The following is a 15,827-nucleotide window of genomic DNA, read 5'->3' as shown; positions in this document are numbered from 1 at the left end:
TCACAGCGGACCGTTTGGCGGTCGGGTGCATTGATCGCGATGGGCCATCAGCGGTGGTTCAGCCTTACCTCATCCCGGGTAGCCCCCAAACCAGGGCTCGACAGGCCTCCGGGCCACCAGGCTCCGGCCCAATTCGCGGGACCAACAACCCGGTGACGAAATACCCAAACCGGCATAGCATCCGCGCATTGGAGGCGATCATGTTCAACCCAACTCAAATTGTCATCCAAGCGTTTGTCGATCAGCTTAAGGGTACATACGGCCAAATCTACGGAATCCTCGAGCCCGCCTATCCGGACATCATCGGTTTCGTTGGGCGCCTCGCGTTGGAGAATATTGCCAATAGCGATGCGGCCTACCATGACATGAACCACACCATCATGGTGACGTTGGTCGGACAGAACATTTTACTCGGGAAGCATACGAGCGAAGGCGGCGTCAGGCCGCGCGACTGGCTCCATTTCATGATTTCGCTCTTATGCCACGACATCGGCTATGTACGCGGGGTATGTCGAGGCGACCGGGACGGACTTTATGTTTGTAACGAAAACGGTGATCGCGTCCGGATATCTGCTGGAGCCACGGACGCATCCTTGACCCCCTATCATGTGACACGATCCAAGCTCTTTGTCCGCGAGCGTTTCGGCAAGGTGAGCTTAACCTCCATCGACACAAAGGAAATCGAAGCGAACATCGAGCACACGCGCTTTCCGGTCCCGGGGGAAGAGGAGCATACCAGTACGGCGGATTATCCCGGCCTGCTTCGTGCCGCGGATTTGATCGGCCAGTTGGCCGACATTGACTATTTGCGGAAGACGTCAGCCTTGTTTGCCGAATTTCAGGAGACTGGCGCAAGCGAGAAACTCGGATATCAGACTCCCGATGATCTACGCGCAGCGTACCCTGCTTTCTTCTGGAAGGCCGTCTGCCCCTATATCGGCGACGCACTTCGATATCTGCGGGTCACGCAGGAAGGTAAGCAATGGATCGCCAACCTTTATGCGCACGTGTTCTCGGAGGAGCACCGGGGAGCGATTACTCGAGCATAGCCGGGTGGAAGAATAACTGGCTATGCCGTCTTGACCCGCTCGTTCGATCGCCTTACGCCTCACGCCATGAACCGCTCGATCCTGATCGCCAATCTCTGGTGGCTCGCCGACTGACAGGCGGGCCGAACGCGTTCATGCATTTCGGGGCCGCCGCATTGGGCGGCCTTTTTCTTTCACCTCATCCAGCCCGCCTGCGGTGTCCCCATTCAACCGAATGGAGATAAGCCGTGACCAAACCGATCATCCTCACCGGCGACCGCACCACCGGGCCGCTGCATCTCGGCCATTACGTCGGCTCGCTCAGAAGCCGCCTCGCGTTTCAGGACAGCCATGAACAATACCTGCTGCTCGCCGACATGCAGGCGCTGACCGACAACGCGCACGACATCGGCAAGGTCCGCGGCAACGTCATCGAGGTCGCGCTGGATTATCTCGCCGTCGGCATCGATCCCGAACGGACCTCGATCTGCCTGCAGTCGCAGCTTCCGGCGCTCGCCGAATTGTCGATGCTCTATCTCAACCTTGTCACCGTCGCGCGGCTGGAGCGCAATCCCACCATCAAGGACGAGATCCGCGCCCGCGGATTCGGACGCGACATCCCTGCGGGCTTCCTGTGCTACCCGGTGGCGCAGGCCGCCGATATCACCGCGTTTCGGGCGACCGTCGTGCCGGTCGGCGAGGACCAGGCTCCCCTGATCGAGCAGACCAACGAGATCATCAGGCGTGTCAACGCGCTCGCCGGTCGTGCGCTCCTGCAGGAGGCGGTGGCCGTCATACCGCGCGCGGGACGGCTGCCGGGCGTCGACGGGCGCGCGAAGATGAGCAAATCCGCTGGCAATGCGATTGTTCTCTCGGCCTCGCCCGGTGACATCACGGCTGCGGTGCGCGCGATGTTCACCGATCCCGATCATCTGCGCGTCGGCGACCCCGGCAAGGTCGAGGGCAATGTCGTCTTCAGCTATCTCGACGCGTTCGATGACGATCACCACGCCGTCGAGGAATTGAAGGCGCGCTATAGGCGTGGCGGTCTCGGCGACGCGGCCGTCAAGCGGCGGCTGGAGGACATCCTGCAAGCCCTGATCGCACCGATCCGGACCCGGCGCGCCGAGCTGGCAAGCAATCGCGACCATGTCGCTGACGTGATCCGGCGCGGAACCCTGAAAGCCCGCGAGATCACCGAGCGCACCAAGCGCGATGTGATGGCGGGGCTCGGCGTGTTCCAGCCCTGAATGCGCTGTCATCAAACCATGGCAGGAACTTTGCTTGCCTGTAGCAGTTGTCCGCTTGGCGAAAACCGGATTTGGAGCCTGTCGTGATCGATCCGAAAACGCTTCTCGAACGCGCCGCGCAATTGACCGATCAGGCCAAGAGCGAGGAAGAAGCCGGCATCAGCGAGCGGCTGCTACGCATGGCCGAGCATTACCGCGACCTGGCCGCGCATGAGGCCTGGGCGAACGAGAACCCGCCATCGGTCGGCGCGATCACCAGTGCGCTCAGCCCCCGCGCACATTAACCTGTTCTTCGTCAGCTCACGCGAATGCGATAGCCCAGTGACTGCCGCGCGCCCGGCGCGATGTGCATGAGGCCGGGCTTGCCGGCGAACTCGCCATCGAATTCGACCGGGCTGGCGAAACCGTGCCACGGCTCGATGCAGAGGAACGCCGCGCCGCCGACCTTCGACCAGACACCAAGTTCGCGAAAGCCGCGCCAGGACACCTCGATCGCGGGCCCCTGCGCAGCAGCAAAGCGAACCGACGCGCTCGCAACCTGATCGAGGATAATGGCGTCGTCGTCGAACAATTGCTCGGACAACGCCAGCACCCTGCCCCTGATCGGAGAGGGCTCGGCCTGCGGCCGCATCAGCCCGCCCTCAAGTCGCCGGATCGGCGTCGGCTCGTCCTTCGCGAAGGTCAGCGCGTAGGCTTCCTTTGCCAATCCCGGAAGCAGCGGCCAGTTGAAGGCGGGATGACCGCCGAGCGAGGCCGGCAGTGTCTCGGCGCCGGTGTTGACGATGTCGAAGGCGACGTCGAGATCGGCGCCATCAACGGTATAGGTGACCTCGAGCCTGAACGCGAAGGGATAGCGCGCACGCGTCTCCGCATCGTCGGTGAGCGCGAGCTTGCAGGATCGGGGCCCCTGCTCCACCCAGGCAAAGCGGCGGTCGCGCGCAAAGCCGTGCTGCGTCATCGGATAGGTCTTGCCGTTGTGGCGCAGCGTATCGTTCTTCAAGCGGCCGACGATCGGGAACAGGATGGGCGCATGGCGCGGCCATTGCGGGCCGGCCTGCCACAACAGTTCGGTCCCGTCGGCATTTCTGAGCGACGACAATTCGGCGCCCTGCGCCGAAATGGTCGCGGCGATTCCTTCGCCGCGCAGCGTGTGACTGTCGCTCACGCCTCGCCTCGCCGGGTTGCGCTATGCCCCGACAGGAGATGTTCGAAGCCGGCGAGGCCGTCAACCCCAAAGCAATAGCGCCGCCCACGCGTGGCGGGCCACGCTCCGTGGCCTAACCGGTAATCTTGGAGAAATCGGGCTGGCGACGCTCGGCAAAGGCGGCAAAGGCCTCGCGCGCTTCCGCACTCATCAGCCGTTCCTGGAAGATCTCGCCCTCGCGCGCCATTTGCGCGCTGATCCTGGCGGGGTCGCGCATCAGCGCCTTGGTGTGCTGGAGCGAGCCGAACGGCCGCTTCGCCAGCGCGTCCGCCGCCGCGCGTGCCTTGGCACGCAGGTCCGCGAGCGGCACGACCGCGTTGGCGAGGCCGATCGAGACCGCCGTCTCCGCCTCGACCGGTTCGCCGAGCGCGAACATCGCATAGGCCCGCGCATAGCCGATGCGCTGCGGCAGCAGATAGGTCGAGGCCGCCTCCGGCACCAGCGCCAGATTGACGAACGGCGTGATCAGACGCGCGGTCGGCGCGAGGTAGACGAGGTCGCAATGCAGCAGCATGGTGGTGCCGATGCCGACCGCATTGCCCTGCACGGCGGCAACCAGTGGCCGCGTCGCCTTGGCAAGTCCGGCGAGGAAGCGCGTCACGTGGCGCTCGCCCTGCACGCCGCGCGACACCGCCGCGAAATCGGCGAGATCGTTGCCCGCGGTAAAGCTGTCGCCGTCGCCCTGCAGCAGCACGGCGCGGATCGCGGAATCGCCCTCCGCGCGCTCGAGCGCATCGGCCATCGCGCCATACATCGCGTTGGTGATCGCGTTCTTCTTGTCCGGGCGCGCCATCGTCACGGTGAGGACACCGCCGTCCAGCACTACGACCACTTCACTCATGCTTCACTCCTGTTGCTCGGTTCTTGCTTGACGCGTCTTCTTCACGCGAACCGGTAGCCACTTCGCTTGAAGACGCTCTAGCTGTCCTTGCCTTTCGGAAACTTGTCTTGCAGGCTGGTCAGCCAGCGCGACACCACGTCGATCTCCGCGTCCGAGAACCCGTCCATCAGACGGTTGTTGATCGCCCTGGTCCGCGTTGCGGCGCGTTTGCCGAACTCCTGCCCCGCCGCGGTCAGGTGGAGCCGCTGGCTGCGGCCGTCCTCGCCATCGCGCCGGCGCTTCACGAGGCCTGCACGTTCCATCCGGTCGGCGAGGCCGCTCATCGCCGACGGCACGATGTCGAGCGCCTGCGAGACGTCGCCGATCAGCGCGCCGTCATTGCGCCCGAGAAAGAACAGCACGCCGGCCTGGGCCGACGTCAGATCGTGCGTGGCCGTCTCCTGCTCGATGGCGCGCTGCAACCGGCGATAGGCCACGGTCAGAAGAAAGATCAGCCGGTGTTCCGCTTTCATGCCGTCCGTTATATATTTCGTACGCGAAATATCAAGATACTTCGTGCACGAAATATCCGACGCTGCGGCGAAGTCCGCTGGCTGGTCGGGCCGGAAACCATGGTGTTCCCTCAAAAGCCCGGCCTGCATATCGACTGGAATGAGCTCCCGCCAACGGGTTGATTGCGACATTTTGATCCTGTCGCTGGATCGTCGCACTGCGGCCCAGCAGAAAATCCTTGATCGACATCGATCAAACGGGAAATCTTCCCACCCGGGAGCCGCCCGGTTGCGTTGCGGCACCGGCGGGGTCACGAGAGTGTCATGACGTTAGCGGCAAGTCCGGCCAAGGAGCGTGTTGTCCGCCCAAAGCGGCCGCGCCATCTAAGCGAAGCCATGCGCTGTGAGACCGCGTTTCGCCTGATCCTGTCCGAATGCCTCGAGGAAGTCGCCACCAATCACGAGGCCATAAGTTCCGGCGATTCCGCCGCGCTGCACCAGACCCGTATCGCGCTGACGCGGCTGAAGGCGGCGATCGCCTTCTATGGGCCGATGGTGGCGGACACCGAATGGACGCGACTGAAATCCGAGTTGAGATGGCTGAGCGCCCATCTCGGCGCCACGCGCGACCTCGACGTCGCGATCGAGAACAGCAAGGGCCTGCCTGAAGAAGGCATGCTCCAGACGGCGCGAACCGACGCGTTCGAGGCGCTCAAGGAGGCGTTGCAAAGCGATCGATACTGGCGATGGTTCGACGGCATGTGGGACTGGGTCGGCAGCGGCCCCTGGACCACGCGGCAGGACCCCCGCGCCGCGCAGCGGCGAGCCGTGCCGGTCGCGGTGTTTCACGCGCGGCGGCTGGCGCGATGGCATGGCAAGCTGTGCCAGAAGAGCCGCGGGCTGCAAGGCATGGGCAAGAACAAGCGCCACCGCGTCCGTCTCGCCAGCAAGCGGCTGCGTTACGCCATCGAGTTCTCGGAGGGCGGCTTGCCTCCCGACGAATACGCGTCATGGCGGATTATCCTGAAGCATCTGCGCAAGGGACAGCAATTGCTCGGCGAATTGAACGATGACGAGGTCCGTCGCGGGCTGCTCGAGAGCGTCGATGCACCCGCGCAGCGCGCCCACGAGCGCAAGGCCAAGCACCAGCGCGTGCACGAACGGAAGCGCAAGAGCCGGCTGCTGCGCCACGCCGCGGCGGTCTATCGAAAAATCTCCGACTGAACGCGCATCAGCGCAACTCCGTCGGCGCGCGGATACCGCTCGCGTTGACGACTGCGCCTAGGAATGATGTATAAAACATCACTTATTGCCCTTGTGCCATCATTACTTGATGTGCATAAATGACATTCAAATAGACGCGACTCTCACATCGACGGCCATCAATCGATGATCACCGCGGCGCAGCTACGAGCGGCCAGGGCCTTGCTCGGCATCGACCAACGGCAGCTCGCCGAACTGTCCGGACTTTCGGTGCCAACCATCCAGCGGATGGAGGCGAGCGAAGGAACCATTCGCGGCAACGTCGACTCGCTCGTGAAACTGATCGACGCGCTCGGCACAGCCGGCGTCGAGGTCATCAATGAGGGCGCCGTCAGCAGTGGCGGCGGCCGCGGGGTGCGATTGAAGGCCGGATCAGGCTCACCGAAGGTGCGGACATGATCCCGGCGGTCACTCAGCAGATCTGGTGTGTAGCCGCCCTGCTGGGAACGACCGCTCTCGCGATTGCAACGAGCAGATCGCGCCAATCGACAGCCATCGTCTACGGCGCGACTTTCGCGATTTCGTTGATCGCGCTGGCCGGGGCCATGATTTCGCTCATCTCCCGTACCAGCGCGACGGAACTGGCTCTGCCGATCGGGTTGCCCTGGCTGGGATCGCATTTCCGCCTCGATGCGCTCGCCGCATTCTTTCTCGTCGTGGTCAATCTCGGCGGTGCGGCCGCAAGTCTTTATGGCCTCGGCTACGGCAGCCACGATTCCGCGCCGCAGCGCATCCTTCCCTTTTTCCCGGCGTTCCTGGCCGGCATGAATCTCGTCGTGCTCGCCGACGATGCGTTCACCTACCTCTTGTGCTGGGAATTCATGTCGCTCGCCTCGTGGGCGCTCGTCATGGCGCATCACCGTGACGCGGATAATGCCCGCGCAGGCTACGTCTATCTCGTGATGGCAAGCTTCGGAACGCTGGCTCTGTTGCTTGCCTTCGGCCTGCTGGCGGGAGCGGGCGGCAGCTACAGCTTTGCGGCCATCCGCGCTGCCCAGCACACCCCGTCCGAAGCCGCACTGGTGCTCGCGCTGATGTTGCTCGGCGCCGGGTCGAAAGCCGGCCTGATCCCGTTGCACGTGTGGCTGCCGCTGGCTCATCCCGCCGCGCCGAGCCATGTCTCGGCGCTGATGAGCGGCGTGATGACGAAGGTCGCGATCTACGGATTCATCCGGGTCGTGTTCGATCTGCTCGGGCCGCCAAGCTGGTCGGCGGGTGTCGCGGTTCTCATCCTCGGCGGCGCCACGGCCGTCATGGGGATCCTCTACGCGCTGATGGAGAAGGATCTCAAGCGCCTGCTCGCCTACAGCACGATCGAGAACATCGGCGTCATCTTCGCAAGCCTCGGCCTTGCGCTGGCATTTCAGGCGAACGGCCTTGGCCTCGCGGCCGCCCTCGCCTTCACGGCCGCATTGTTCCACGTGCTCAACCATTCGTTCTTCAAGAGCCTGTTGTTCTTCGGGGCCGGCGCGGTGCTGACGTCGACCGGCGAACGCGACATGGAGAAGCTGGGCGGCCTGATCCACCGCATGCCGCTCACGAGCTTCGTCTTTCTGGTCGGCTGCGTCGCGATCTCGGCGCTGCCGCCGTTCAACGGGTTCGTGTCGGAATGGCTGATGTTTCAGGCCGTCCTGCAGAGCCCCGACCTGCCGCAATGGCTGCTGAAGATCATGGTGCCCGCGGTCGGCGCCTTGCTGGCGCTGGCCGCGGCGCTCGCCGCCGCATGCTTCGTCAAGGCCTTCGGCATCACGTTCCTCGGCCGCGCGCGGAGCCCGGCCGCGGAAGCCGCCGGCGAAGTCGATCGCTATTCGCTCGCCGCGATGTTCAGCCTTGCCGTGCTCTGCTTCCTCGCCGGCATTCTGCCCGGCCTGGTGATCGACGCGCTTTCGCCGGTCGCGCAGACCGTGATCGGCCACCGGATGCCGCTTCAGGCGGACGATCCCTGGCTCTCGATCGTGCCGATCGAGGAGAGCCGCAGTTCCTACAACGGATTGCTCGTCTTTGCTTTCATCACCGCCGCGGCGTCGCTCGCGGTGTACTTTATCCATCGCTTTGCGTCGCGCGCGATCCGGCGCGGACCGGCCTGGGGTTGCGGCTTCTCCGACCCGACACCGGCGGCGCAGTATTCCGGCGTGAGCTTTGTGCAGCCGATCCGCCGCGTGTTCGGCACGCTGGTTTTCCAGGCCCGCGAGCATGTCGACATGCCTGCGCCGGGCGAACTGCGGCCGGCCCGCCTCAGGGTCGATATGCACGACCTGGTCTGGGAGCGGCTCTACACACCCGTGACTGACCTCGTGTGGTTCTTCGCCGATCGGCTGAACCAGCTCCAGTTCCTGACCATCCGCCGCTACCTCAGCCTGGTGTTCGCAACCCTCGTCACATTGCTGCTGGCGCTCGCGATATGGTCGTGATCTCTGACATCCTCGTTCAGCTCGGCCAGATGGCGCTTGTGCTGATGCTCGCGCCGCTCCTGACCGGCGTCGTGCGCAAGATCAAGGCGCGGCTGTTGCGGCGAAAAGGACCGTCGATCTTCCAGCCCTACCGCGACCTGCTGCGGCTGCTGCGCAAGGAGGTCGTGCTCGCCGAAAACGCGTCCTGGCTGTTCCGCGTCACGCCCTATGTGACGTTCGCGGCCATCTGGGTCGCGGCGGCGCTGGCCCCGACATTCGCGACCGGCCTCCAATTCAACTGGAGCGCCGACCTGATCGCGATCGTCGCCCTGCTCGGCAGCGCGCGCTTCTTCCTCGCGCTTGCCGGCATGGACGTCGGCACCAGCTTCGGCGGCATCGGCTCCAGCCGCGAGGTGATGATTGCCGCGCTCGCCGAGCCGGCCATGCTGTTGATGGTGTTCTGCGTCGCGCTGATTGCCGGCTCGACGCAGCTGTCGACGGTCGCGACCTTCATGGCGTCGTCGGAAGTCGGACTGCGCGTCTCTCTCGGCATGGCGATGATCGCCCTCATCATGGTGGCGCTCGCCGAAAACGCCCGCATCCCGGTCGACAACCCGGCGACGCATCTGGAGCTGACCATGGTGCACGAGGCGATGATCCTCGAATATTCCGGGCGCCACCTCGCCATGATCGAGTTCGGCGCCTTCCTCAAGCTGCTGCTCTACATCTCGCTGATCATCTGCGTGTTCTTCCCGTGGCAGATCACCACCGAAGGCGCGGGCCCGCTGTCCTATCTGGTGAGCGTTGCCGCCTACATCCTCAAGCTTGCGGTCGCGAGCTTCCTCCTTGCCGTGTTCGAGACCGCGACGGCCAAGATGCGGGTGTTCCGCGTCCCCGAATTCCTCGGCGCGGCGCTGATGCTAGGCCTGCTCGGCACGCTGCTTCGGTTCGTGTCACGGGGCTTCTGATGCACAACCTCGCCTTCGACATCGCCCATCTGCTCGCCGGCGGGCTCGTGCTGATCAGCTTCATGATGCTGTACCAGGACCGCCTGTATGCGCTGCTGAACATCTTCGCACTTCATGCCGTGGTGCTCGCAGCTTCCGTCGCCTGGCAGGCCTTCATCCAGAATGCGCCGCATCTCTACGTGACCGCGGCCATCGCACTGGTCTTCAAGGCGATCGTCATCCCGGTGGCGTTGCATCGGATCATCAAGCAGCTCGGCATTCATCGCGATATCGAGACCGCGGTGAGCATCGGCCCGACCATGCTTGCCGGCATGGGGCTCGTCGCCCTGTCCATGGTGCTGATGCTGCGCGTCACCGGCGCCGCCGATCCGCTGGCAAGGGAAGACCTCGCCTTCGCGCTGTCGGTGGTGCTGCTGGGATTGCTCGTCATGGTGACGCGGCGCAACGCCGTCAGCCAGGTCGTCGGCTTCATGTCGCTGGAAAACGGCCTGGTGCTGGCCGCGACGGGCGCCAAGGGCATGCCGCTCGTCGTAGAGATCAGCGTCGCCTTCTCGATCCTGATCGCATTCATCGTGATCGGCGTGTTCCTGTTCCGCATTCGTGAGCGGTTCGACACCGTCGACGTCGGCGCGCTCGATGAATTCAGGGGGGAGCGCCGATGACTGCCGCGTCGGATGCCGTCACCTGGGTTTTGTTGATACCGATCACCGCCGCGGCGGTGCTGGCCGCGCTGCCCGGTTACCGGCTGACCGCGGGCCTCAATGTCCTGGCCAGTCTCGGCACCTTGCTGGCCGCGCTTTCGCTGCTCGTGGCCGAGCGCCCGCAACCCGGCCAGTACCTGCTGATCGACGATCTCAACATCGTCTTCATCGTGCTCAACACCTTCGTGGGATTCACCACGAGCGTGTTCAGCGCCAGCTATATCGCCCATGAACTCGAAACCGGACGGCTGACGCCGGGCTATCTGCGATTCTACCATGCCATGTATCAGGTGATGATGTTCGGCATGAACCTCGCATTCGTGTCGAACAATATCGGCCTGATCTGGGTCGCGGTCGAGGTCGCGACGCTCACCACCGTGCTGATGGTCGGCATCTACCGGACCCATGCGGCGCTGGAAGCGGCCTGGAAGTACTTCATCCTCGGCAGCGTCGGCATCGCGCTGGCGCTGTTCGGTACGATCCTGGTGTACATGGCCGCACTGCCGGTGGTCGGCGAGGGTCAGGATGCCATGGTGTGGACGGTGCTGATCAGCCGTGCGGCGACGTTCGACCCGGCATTGCTCAACGTCGCCTTCATCTTCCTGCTGCTCGGATACGGCACCAAGGTCGGCCTGGCGCCGCTGCACGCCTGGCTTCCGGATGCGCATGCCGAGGGCCCGACCCCGATCTCCGCCGTGCTCTCCGGCCTGCTGCTCAACGTCGCGCTCTACGCGGTGCTCCGCTTCAAGATCCTGCTCGCCGCCAATCCGGATGCGATATCGCCGGGCCCGCTGATGGTGACGATGGGGCTGACCTCGCTGCTGTTCGCGGCCTTCATGCTTTACCGCCGCCGCGACATCAAGCGGCTGTTCGCCTACTCCTCGATCGAGCACATGGGCATCATCGTGTTTGCGTTCGGCATGGGTGGCCCGCTCGCCAACTTTGCCGGCCTGCTGCACATGGTGATGCACAGCCTCACCAAGTCGGGAATCTTCTACGCGGTCGGCCACATTGCGCAGGTGAAGGGCACGCAGCGGATCGCCAACATTCGCGGCCTGACCGAGACGCATCCGGCACTCGGCTGGAGTCTCGTGATCGGCGTGGTCGCGATCGCCGGCCTGCCGCCGCTCGGTATCTTCATGAGCGAATTTCTCATCGTCAGCTCCACTTTCGCGCGCCAGCCGCTGCTCGCCATCCCGCTGGTGTTCGGCCTGCTGCTCGCCTTCGGCGCGCTGATCCTGCGCCTGACCAGCCTTGCGTTCGGCGAGCCGCGCGGCAATGCCGCGCCGGCGGATGCGTCCTATTTGCCGATGTTCGCGCATTTCGCACTGGTGCTGACTGCGGGCATCTACCTTCCGGGACCGCTGGTCGTCTGGTTCCAGCACGTCGCCAACCTGCTGGGTTAGCGCGAGGGAGAGCAGGATATGCCGAGGTTGATCGATCTGATCCGGGCGGGCCACAGGATCGAACGACATCATCCATGGCCGCGCGCCGTGGTCGACGGCGATACCTGGCGCGCCGCCGCTCACGCGCTTGCGGATGGCGGCCTGAGCCTGCTCGGGCTGTGGGGCGAGCCGTCGCGCGTGCACATGGCCGTCCTCGACGACCGCACGTCCGATATCGGCGTGATCAGCCTGGATTGTCCCAATCGCCAATTTCCTTCGGTTGCGGCCCATCATCCGCCGGCGCTTCGATTGGAGCGCACCCTGCACGACCTGTTCGGATTGCAGGCGACAGACACACCGGATTCCCGTCCCTGGCTCGATCACGGCCGTTGGCAAACGCGCTTCCCGCTCGGCGAACGTCGCGATGCATCGGCGGACGCCGCGCCTTATCAATTCCTTCCGGCCGAGGGGGACAGCTTGCATCAGATCGCAGTCGGTCCGGTGCATGCCGGCATCATCGAGCCCGGGCATTTCCGCTTTACCGCGAGCGGAGAGACGGTCGTCCGCCTCGAGCAGCGGCTCGGCTACACCCACAAGGGCGTCGAAGGGCTGATGGCGGGCAGCACGATCGAGCAGGCCGCGCGGCTCGCCGGCCGGGTCTCCGGCGACAGCACGGTCGCCTGTGGGCTGGCGTTCGCGCAAGCCGTCGAGGCCGCGCAGCGGATTGCCGTGCCGCCGCGCGCGCTGTTGCTGCGCGCGCTGATGGCGGAACTCGAGCGGCTGGCCAATCATCTCGGCGATATCGGCGCGATCTGCAACGATGCGTCGTTTGCGCTGATGCAGGCGCATTGCGCCGTGCTACGCGAATCCGTGCTGCGCGCGGCCGACGCTGCATTCGGCCACCGCCTGATGCGCGACCTCATCGTTCCCGGCGGCGTCGCGCGCGATATCGCCGGCCATGGAGCCGACGCGATCCGGGCCGCGCTCGACCAGATCCGCCGGCATTTCCCTGCGCTGGTCGAGCTCTATGACAACACTGCCTCGTTGCAGGACCGCACCGTCAGCACCGGCATCGTTGCTCCAACGCTCGCCCGGCAATTCGCCGCCGGGGGCTATGTCGGGCGCGCGAGCGGCCGCGATCATGATGCCCGACGCAAGCCCGGCTATCTCCCCTATGATGGCCTCCGCTTCGAAGTCCCCGTCCTGAGCGACGGCGACGTCAACGCCCGGGTCTGGATCCGGATCCGCGAGGTTGAGCAGAGTCTCGCGCTGGCGTACCAGATCCTGATCGGCCTCGAGGCCGGCCCGGTGCAAGTGCCACTGCACAATACGGCGGAGCCTTGCGAAGGCATGGCGCTCGTCGAAGGTTTCCGCGGCGACATCCTGGCCTGGCTGCGCCTGAACGGCGATCGGATCGAGCGATGCCATCTGCGCGATCCGTCGTGGTTTCAGTGGCCGCTGCTCGAGGCGGCCATCGAAGGCAACATCGTGGCGGACTTCCCACTCTGCAATAAGTCGTTCAACTGCTCCTATTCCGGGCAGGATCTCTGAGGGCTTGAGGCGATGCGCAAACTTCTGTTCCAGAGCCTGTTTCGCCAGCCATTGACGGAGCAAGCGCCGCGCCCCGATGACGCTGCGCTCGCGGAGCTGGCGGCTGCCGTCGGCCACACCGCACGACGACGCCTCGGCCGCAGCCTCTCGATCCGCGAGGTTGATGCAGGCTCCTGCAACGGATGCGAGCTGGAAATACACGCGTTAAGCAATCCGTATTACGACGTCGAACGGTTTGGAATCCGGTTCGTTGCCTCGCCCCGTCACGCCGATGTGCTGCTGGTCACGGGTCCGGTCACCAAGAACATGCGTGAGGCGCTGGAGCGCACCTACCGTGCGACGCCAGATCCCAAATGGGTTGTCGCTGCGGGCGATTGCGCAAGGGATGGCGGATGCTTCGCCGGCAGCTACGCCGTGGTTGGCGGGGTCTCCGCGGTTGTTCCGGTCGATCTCCACATTCCGGGTTGCCCGCCTTCGCCGATCGCCATCCTGCGGGGCCTGGTGACCTTGCTCGAGGCGGTCGACGCCGGGGTCGCGACAAGGTGAAAGCACGGAAAGAGACGAGCACCTCCGCCCGCACCGTGGGCGAGGCGCGCTAGTGTCCCGAATCCGAAGTTCGCATCATTTGCCGCACCTTCGGAGCGAACTTCGGATTCGATAAGGACACTAGCAAACTTATGATTTTAGTGTGCTTTATGAATGCGAAGTTCGTGAAAGTGGCTGCCGCGAAATCACACGAACTTCGCATTCAGCACACTAGCCGCTGTCGCGCAGCACCAGTTCGAAGCCGAGATCGACGCGGCGCTCGCCGCCGCGCTCCAGCGTCAGCGTCGCCGCGGTGCGGCCGATCGCGTCGCCGTGCACGCTGATCGTGCTCAGGGTCGGCGAGATCAACTGGCCCATTTCGAGATCGCCAAGCCCGATCACGGCGACCGGCTGCGCCGATGCAGGCCCGTCGCGCAGCAGCCCGGCCTTGCGCAGCCCGGACATGAAGCCGATCGCATGCGCATCGTTGGCGGCGAACACCGCGTCGACACCAGGCAGGCGAGCATGCGCCGCCACGCTGCCGGAATCCTTGCGGTCCAGGATCAACCGGCGCGGCTCGGCAAGGCCGCTGGCCAGCGCCTCGTCCCTGAAGCCGAACCAGCGGCGCGTGCCGCGCGGATCGTCGCCGCCGATGAAGGCGAGCTGCTTGCGGCCCTGCGCGACCAGATGCTTCGCGACGGCGACACCGGCCTTGTAATTGTCGAAGCCCGCGACCGCGTCGATCGGGTTTGCCGGCAGATCCCAGGTCTCGACGATCGGGATGCGCGCATTGCGCAGCAGGCGGCTGCCCTCCTCGGTCGCCGGCGAGCCGACCATGATGATCGCCTCGGGCCGCCGCGACAGCAGCGCCGCCAGCATGCGGTCCTCGCGCTCCGCGTCATAGCGCGACTGCGCCAGGATCACGGAGAAGCCGAGCGGCTCGAGCTTGTCGGACAGGCCCTGCACCGTGTCGGCGAAGATCGAGTTGGCGATGGTCGGTACCAGCACGCCGACCGAATTGGTCCGTGCGCTCGCCAGCGCGCCCGCCACCAGGTTCGGGATATAGCCGAGGTCGCGCATCGCCTGCTCGACCCGCGCCCGGGTCTCCGGGGCGACCAGGTCGGGCATCCGCACCACCCGGCTCACCGTGATCGAGGAAACGCCGGCGCGCTTGGCCACCTCTGAAAGGGTGGGCGCGGCACCGGCCGGGCCGGTCCCGGGGGCGGTCAGTTCGGAGCTCATGGGCCGGAGCCTGCACGATTCCGGGTTGCCAAGCCATGATGTTAGCGCTAGCATAACCTCATGTTAGCGCTAACATGGAACAAAAAGGGAGAAACGGCATGATTTCGGACGAACAGGCCCAGGCTTACAAGCGCGACGGGGTGATCGTGGTCCCCGAGGTGCTCAACCAGGAAACCCTGGCGAAGGTGCGCACGGTACTCGCGGAGCTCGTGGCCGGCGCCGCCAGCGTGAGCGAGCACACCGACGTCTACGACCTCGAGCCGGGCCATTCGCCTGACAATCCGCGCGTCCGCCGCATCAAGGCGCCGCACAAGGTGCACCCGATCTTCGACGAGATCGTGCGCAGCCCCGCCGTGATCTCGATCCTCACCAAGCTGATCGGCCCCGGCCTTCGCTTGCACGGCTCCAAGCTCAACATGAAGTCGGCGCAATACGGCTCGCCGGTTGAGTGGCATCAGGACTGGGCATTCTATCCGCACACCAATGACGACATCCTCGCGATCGGCGTGCTGCTCGACGATTGCGATATCGAGAACGGTCCGATGCTGGTGACGCCGAGGTCGCACACCGGCGCCACGATGTGGGATCATCACGGCGAGGACGGCCACTTCGCAGGCCTGATCGATCCCGACCAGATTCAGGACGACATCAAGCGCGCGGTACCCTGCATGGGCAAGGCCGGCAGCATGTCGTTCCATCACGTGCGCGCGCTGCACGGCTCGGCGACCAACACATCGAACCGGCCGCGCAACCTGCTGCTCTATGAAGTGGCTGCCAGCGACGCCTGGCCGCTGATGGGCGTGAAGGACTTCGACGAATTCAACAGCCGCCTGCTGGCGGGTCCGCCGGTGGTCGCGCCGCGGCTCACCGATGTGCCGGTGCGGATGCCGCTGCCGCCGGCCAAGCGGCAAGGATCGATCTACGAGACCCAGTCGGCGTCGAAGAAATCCTATTTCACGCGCGCCGCTTAAGACCGACCACAATGCCC

General features: G+C 65.0%; 16 protein-coding genes. 12 read left to right on the top strand and 4 right to left on the bottom strand.

Translation table 11 applies throughout. The features are described 5' to 3' along the window. The first annotated feature begins 200 nt into the window (after positions 1-200). The 3 genes from ACVW1B_RS04745 (at position 201) to ACVW1B_RS04735 (ending at position 2,562) form a co-directional block, all read left to right on the top strand. Positions 201-1,049: an Npun_R2479 family HD domain-containing metalloprotein gene (locus ACVW1B_RS04745; protein ID WP_057015250.1), complete on the top strand. Its 849-nt coding sequence runs from the start codon at positions 201-203 to the stop codon at positions 1,047-1,049. A gap of 227 nt (positions 1,050-1,276) precedes the next feature. After that, entirely contained in the window at positions 1,277-2,278 is a 1,002-nt protein-coding gene (gene trpS, locus ACVW1B_RS04740) for a tryptophan--tRNA ligase (RefSeq protein WP_456821240.1), read from the top strand. A gap of 83 nt (positions 2,279-2,361) precedes the next feature. Next, positions 2,362-2,562: a hypothetical protein gene (locus ACVW1B_RS04735; protein ID WP_456821239.1), complete on the top strand. Its 201-nt coding sequence runs from the start codon at positions 2,362-2,364 to the stop codon at positions 2,560-2,562. A gap of 11 nt (positions 2,563-2,573) precedes the next feature. Here the strand turns inward: ACVW1B_RS04735 and ACVW1B_RS04730 are convergent, their stop codons facing one another. The 3 genes from ACVW1B_RS04730 to ACVW1B_RS04720 form a co-directional block, all read right to left on the bottom strand. Beyond that, positions 2,574-3,443 (bottom strand): aldose 1-epimerase family protein, encoded by an 870-nt coding sequence (locus ACVW1B_RS04730; RefSeq protein ID WP_456821238.1) that lies wholly within the window; start codon positions 3,441-3,443, stop codon positions 2,574-2,576. A gap of 112 nt (positions 3,444-3,555) precedes the next feature. Then, complete coding sequence (locus ACVW1B_RS04725) at positions 3,556-4,323, bottom strand: enoyl-CoA hydratase-related protein (protein WP_028334453.1); 768 nt, start codon at positions 4,321-4,323, stop codon at positions 3,556-3,558. A gap of 77 nt (positions 4,324-4,400) precedes the next feature. Continuing rightward, positions 4,401-4,835, bottom strand: a complete 435-nt coding sequence (locus ACVW1B_RS04720) for a MarR family winged helix-turn-helix transcriptional regulator (protein ID WP_057015246.1) — start codon at positions 4,833-4,835, stop codon at positions 4,401-4,403. A gap of 303 nt (positions 4,836-5,138) precedes the next feature. Between ACVW1B_RS04720 and ACVW1B_RS04715 the strand changes: the two genes are divergently transcribed. The 8 genes from ACVW1B_RS04715 (at position 5,139) to ACVW1B_RS04680 (ending at position 13,618) form a co-directional block, all read left to right on the top strand. Continuing rightward, a complete protein-coding gene (locus tag ACVW1B_RS04715) occupies positions 5,139-6,038 on the top strand; it encodes a CHAD domain-containing protein (RefSeq protein ID WP_233475682.1) in 900 nt (299 codons plus the stop codon). Between the two features lie 165 nt (positions 6,039-6,203). After that, positions 6,204-6,476, top strand: a complete 273-nt coding sequence (locus tag ACVW1B_RS04710) for a helix-turn-helix domain-containing protein (protein WP_253603054.1) — start codon at positions 6,204-6,206, stop codon at positions 6,474-6,476. Further along, entirely contained in the window at positions 6,473-8,488 is a 2,016-nt protein-coding gene (gene hyfB / locus ACVW1B_RS04705) for a hydrogenase 4 subunit B (protein WP_310881785.1), read from the top strand. Before ACVW1B_RS04710 ends, hyfB begins: the two co-directional genes overlap by 4 nt. Next, a complete protein-coding gene (locus ACVW1B_RS04700) occupies positions 8,479-9,435 on the top strand; it encodes a respiratory chain complex I subunit 1 family protein (RefSeq protein ID WP_456821237.1) in 957 nt (318 codons plus the stop codon). The genes hyfB and ACVW1B_RS04700 overlap by 10 nt, the downstream gene beginning before the upstream one ends. Then, a complete protein-coding gene (locus ACVW1B_RS04695; protein WP_016843065.1) occupies positions 9,435-10,097 on the top strand; it encodes a hydrogenase-4 component E in 663 nt (220 codons plus the stop codon). Before ACVW1B_RS04700 ends, ACVW1B_RS04695 begins: the two co-directional genes overlap by 1 nt. Next, positions 10,094-11,542, top strand: a complete 1,449-nt coding sequence (locus tag ACVW1B_RS04690; protein ID WP_456821236.1) for a hydrogenase 4 subunit F — start codon at positions 10,094-10,096, stop codon at positions 11,540-11,542. The genes ACVW1B_RS04695 and ACVW1B_RS04690 overlap by 4 nt, the downstream gene beginning before the upstream one ends. An 18-nt stretch (positions 11,543-11,560) precedes the next feature. Next, positions 11,561-13,072: a hydrogenase large subunit gene (locus tag ACVW1B_RS04685; protein ID WP_456821235.1), complete on the top strand. Its 1,512-nt coding sequence runs from the start codon at positions 11,561-11,563 to the stop codon at positions 13,070-13,072. Between the two features lie 12 nt (positions 13,073-13,084). Then, entirely contained in the window at positions 13,085-13,618 is a 534-nt protein-coding gene (locus ACVW1B_RS04680; protein WP_456821234.1) for an NADH-quinone oxidoreductase subunit B family protein, read from the top strand. A 210-nt stretch (positions 13,619-13,828) separates the two neighbouring features. On the opposite strand, the gene ACVW1B_RS04675 is transcribed toward ACVW1B_RS04680, so the two are convergent. Next, positions 13,829-14,839, bottom strand: coding sequence for a LacI family DNA-binding transcriptional regulator (locus ACVW1B_RS04675; protein WP_092090389.1), 1,011 nt, complete (start codon positions 14,837-14,839; stop codon positions 13,829-13,831). 98 nt (positions 14,840-14,937) lie between these two features. On the opposite strand from ACVW1B_RS04675, the gene ACVW1B_RS04670 reads away from it, so the two are divergent. Next, the gene (locus ACVW1B_RS04670; RefSeq protein WP_316398695.1) at positions 14,938-15,810 is read left to right on the top strand and encodes a phytanoyl-CoA dioxygenase family protein; all 873 of its coding nucleotides are present in this window, start codon (positions 14,938-14,940) and stop codon (positions 15,808-15,810) included. Positions 15,811-15,827: the final 17 nt, after the last annotated feature.

It is taken from the genome of Bradyrhizobium sp. USDA 4502 (assembly GCF_054063355.1).
The sequence above is the reverse complement of the archived record's forward strand: the minus strand, read 5'-3'. Positions and strand labels throughout refer to the sequence as shown.

What these genes read in the sequence shown, in the direction of transcription:
- ACVW1B_RS04745 (WP_057015250.1), top strand. Translation starts at nt 201, where the DNA reads ATGTTCAACCCAACTCAAATTGTCATCCAAGCGTTTGTCGATCAGCTT.
- ACVW1B_RS04725 (WP_028334453.1), bottom strand. Translation starts at nt 4,323, where the DNA reads ATGAGTGAAGTGGTCGTAGTGCTGGACGGCGGTGTCCTCACCGTGACG.
- ACVW1B_RS04720 (WP_057015246.1), bottom strand. Translation starts at nt 4,835, where the DNA reads ATGAAAGCGGAACACCGGCTGATCTTTCTTCTGACCGTGGCCTATCGC.
- ACVW1B_RS04715 (WP_233475682.1), top strand. Translation starts at nt 5,139, where the DNA reads ATGACGTTAGCGGCAAGTCCGGCCAAGGAGCGTGTTGTCCGCCCAAAG.
- ACVW1B_RS04710 (WP_253603054.1), top strand. Translation starts at nt 6,204, where the DNA reads ATGATCACCGCGGCGCAGCTACGAGCGGCCAGGGCCTTGCTCGGCATC.
- hyfB (WP_310881785.1), top strand. Translation starts at nt 6,473, where the DNA reads ATGATCCCGGCGGTCACTCAGCAGATCTGGTGTGTAGCCGCCCTGCTG.
- ACVW1B_RS04700 (WP_456821237.1), top strand. Translation starts at nt 8,479, where the DNA reads ATGGTCGTGATCTCTGACATCCTCGTTCAGCTCGGCCAGATGGCGCTT.
- ACVW1B_RS04695 (WP_016843065.1), top strand. Translation starts at nt 9,435, where the DNA reads ATGCACAACCTCGCCTTCGACATCGCCCATCTGCTCGCCGGCGGGCTC.
- ACVW1B_RS04690 (WP_456821236.1), top strand. Translation starts at nt 10,094, where the DNA reads ATGACTGCCGCGTCGGATGCCGTCACCTGGGTTTTGTTGATACCGATC.
- ACVW1B_RS04685 (WP_456821235.1), top strand. Translation starts at nt 11,561, where the DNA reads ATGCCGAGGTTGATCGATCTGATCCGGGCGGGCCACAGGATCGAACGA.
- ACVW1B_RS04680 (WP_456821234.1), top strand. Translation starts at nt 13,085, where the DNA reads ATGCGCAAACTTCTGTTCCAGAGCCTGTTTCGCCAGCCATTGACGGAG.
- ACVW1B_RS04675 (WP_092090389.1), bottom strand. Translation starts at nt 14,839, where the DNA reads ATGAGCTCCGAACTGACCGCCCCCGGGACCGGCCCGGCCGGTGCCGCG.
- ACVW1B_RS04670 (WP_316398695.1), top strand. Translation starts at nt 14,938, where the DNA reads ATGATTTCGGACGAACAGGCCCAGGCTTACAAGCGCGACGGGGTGATC.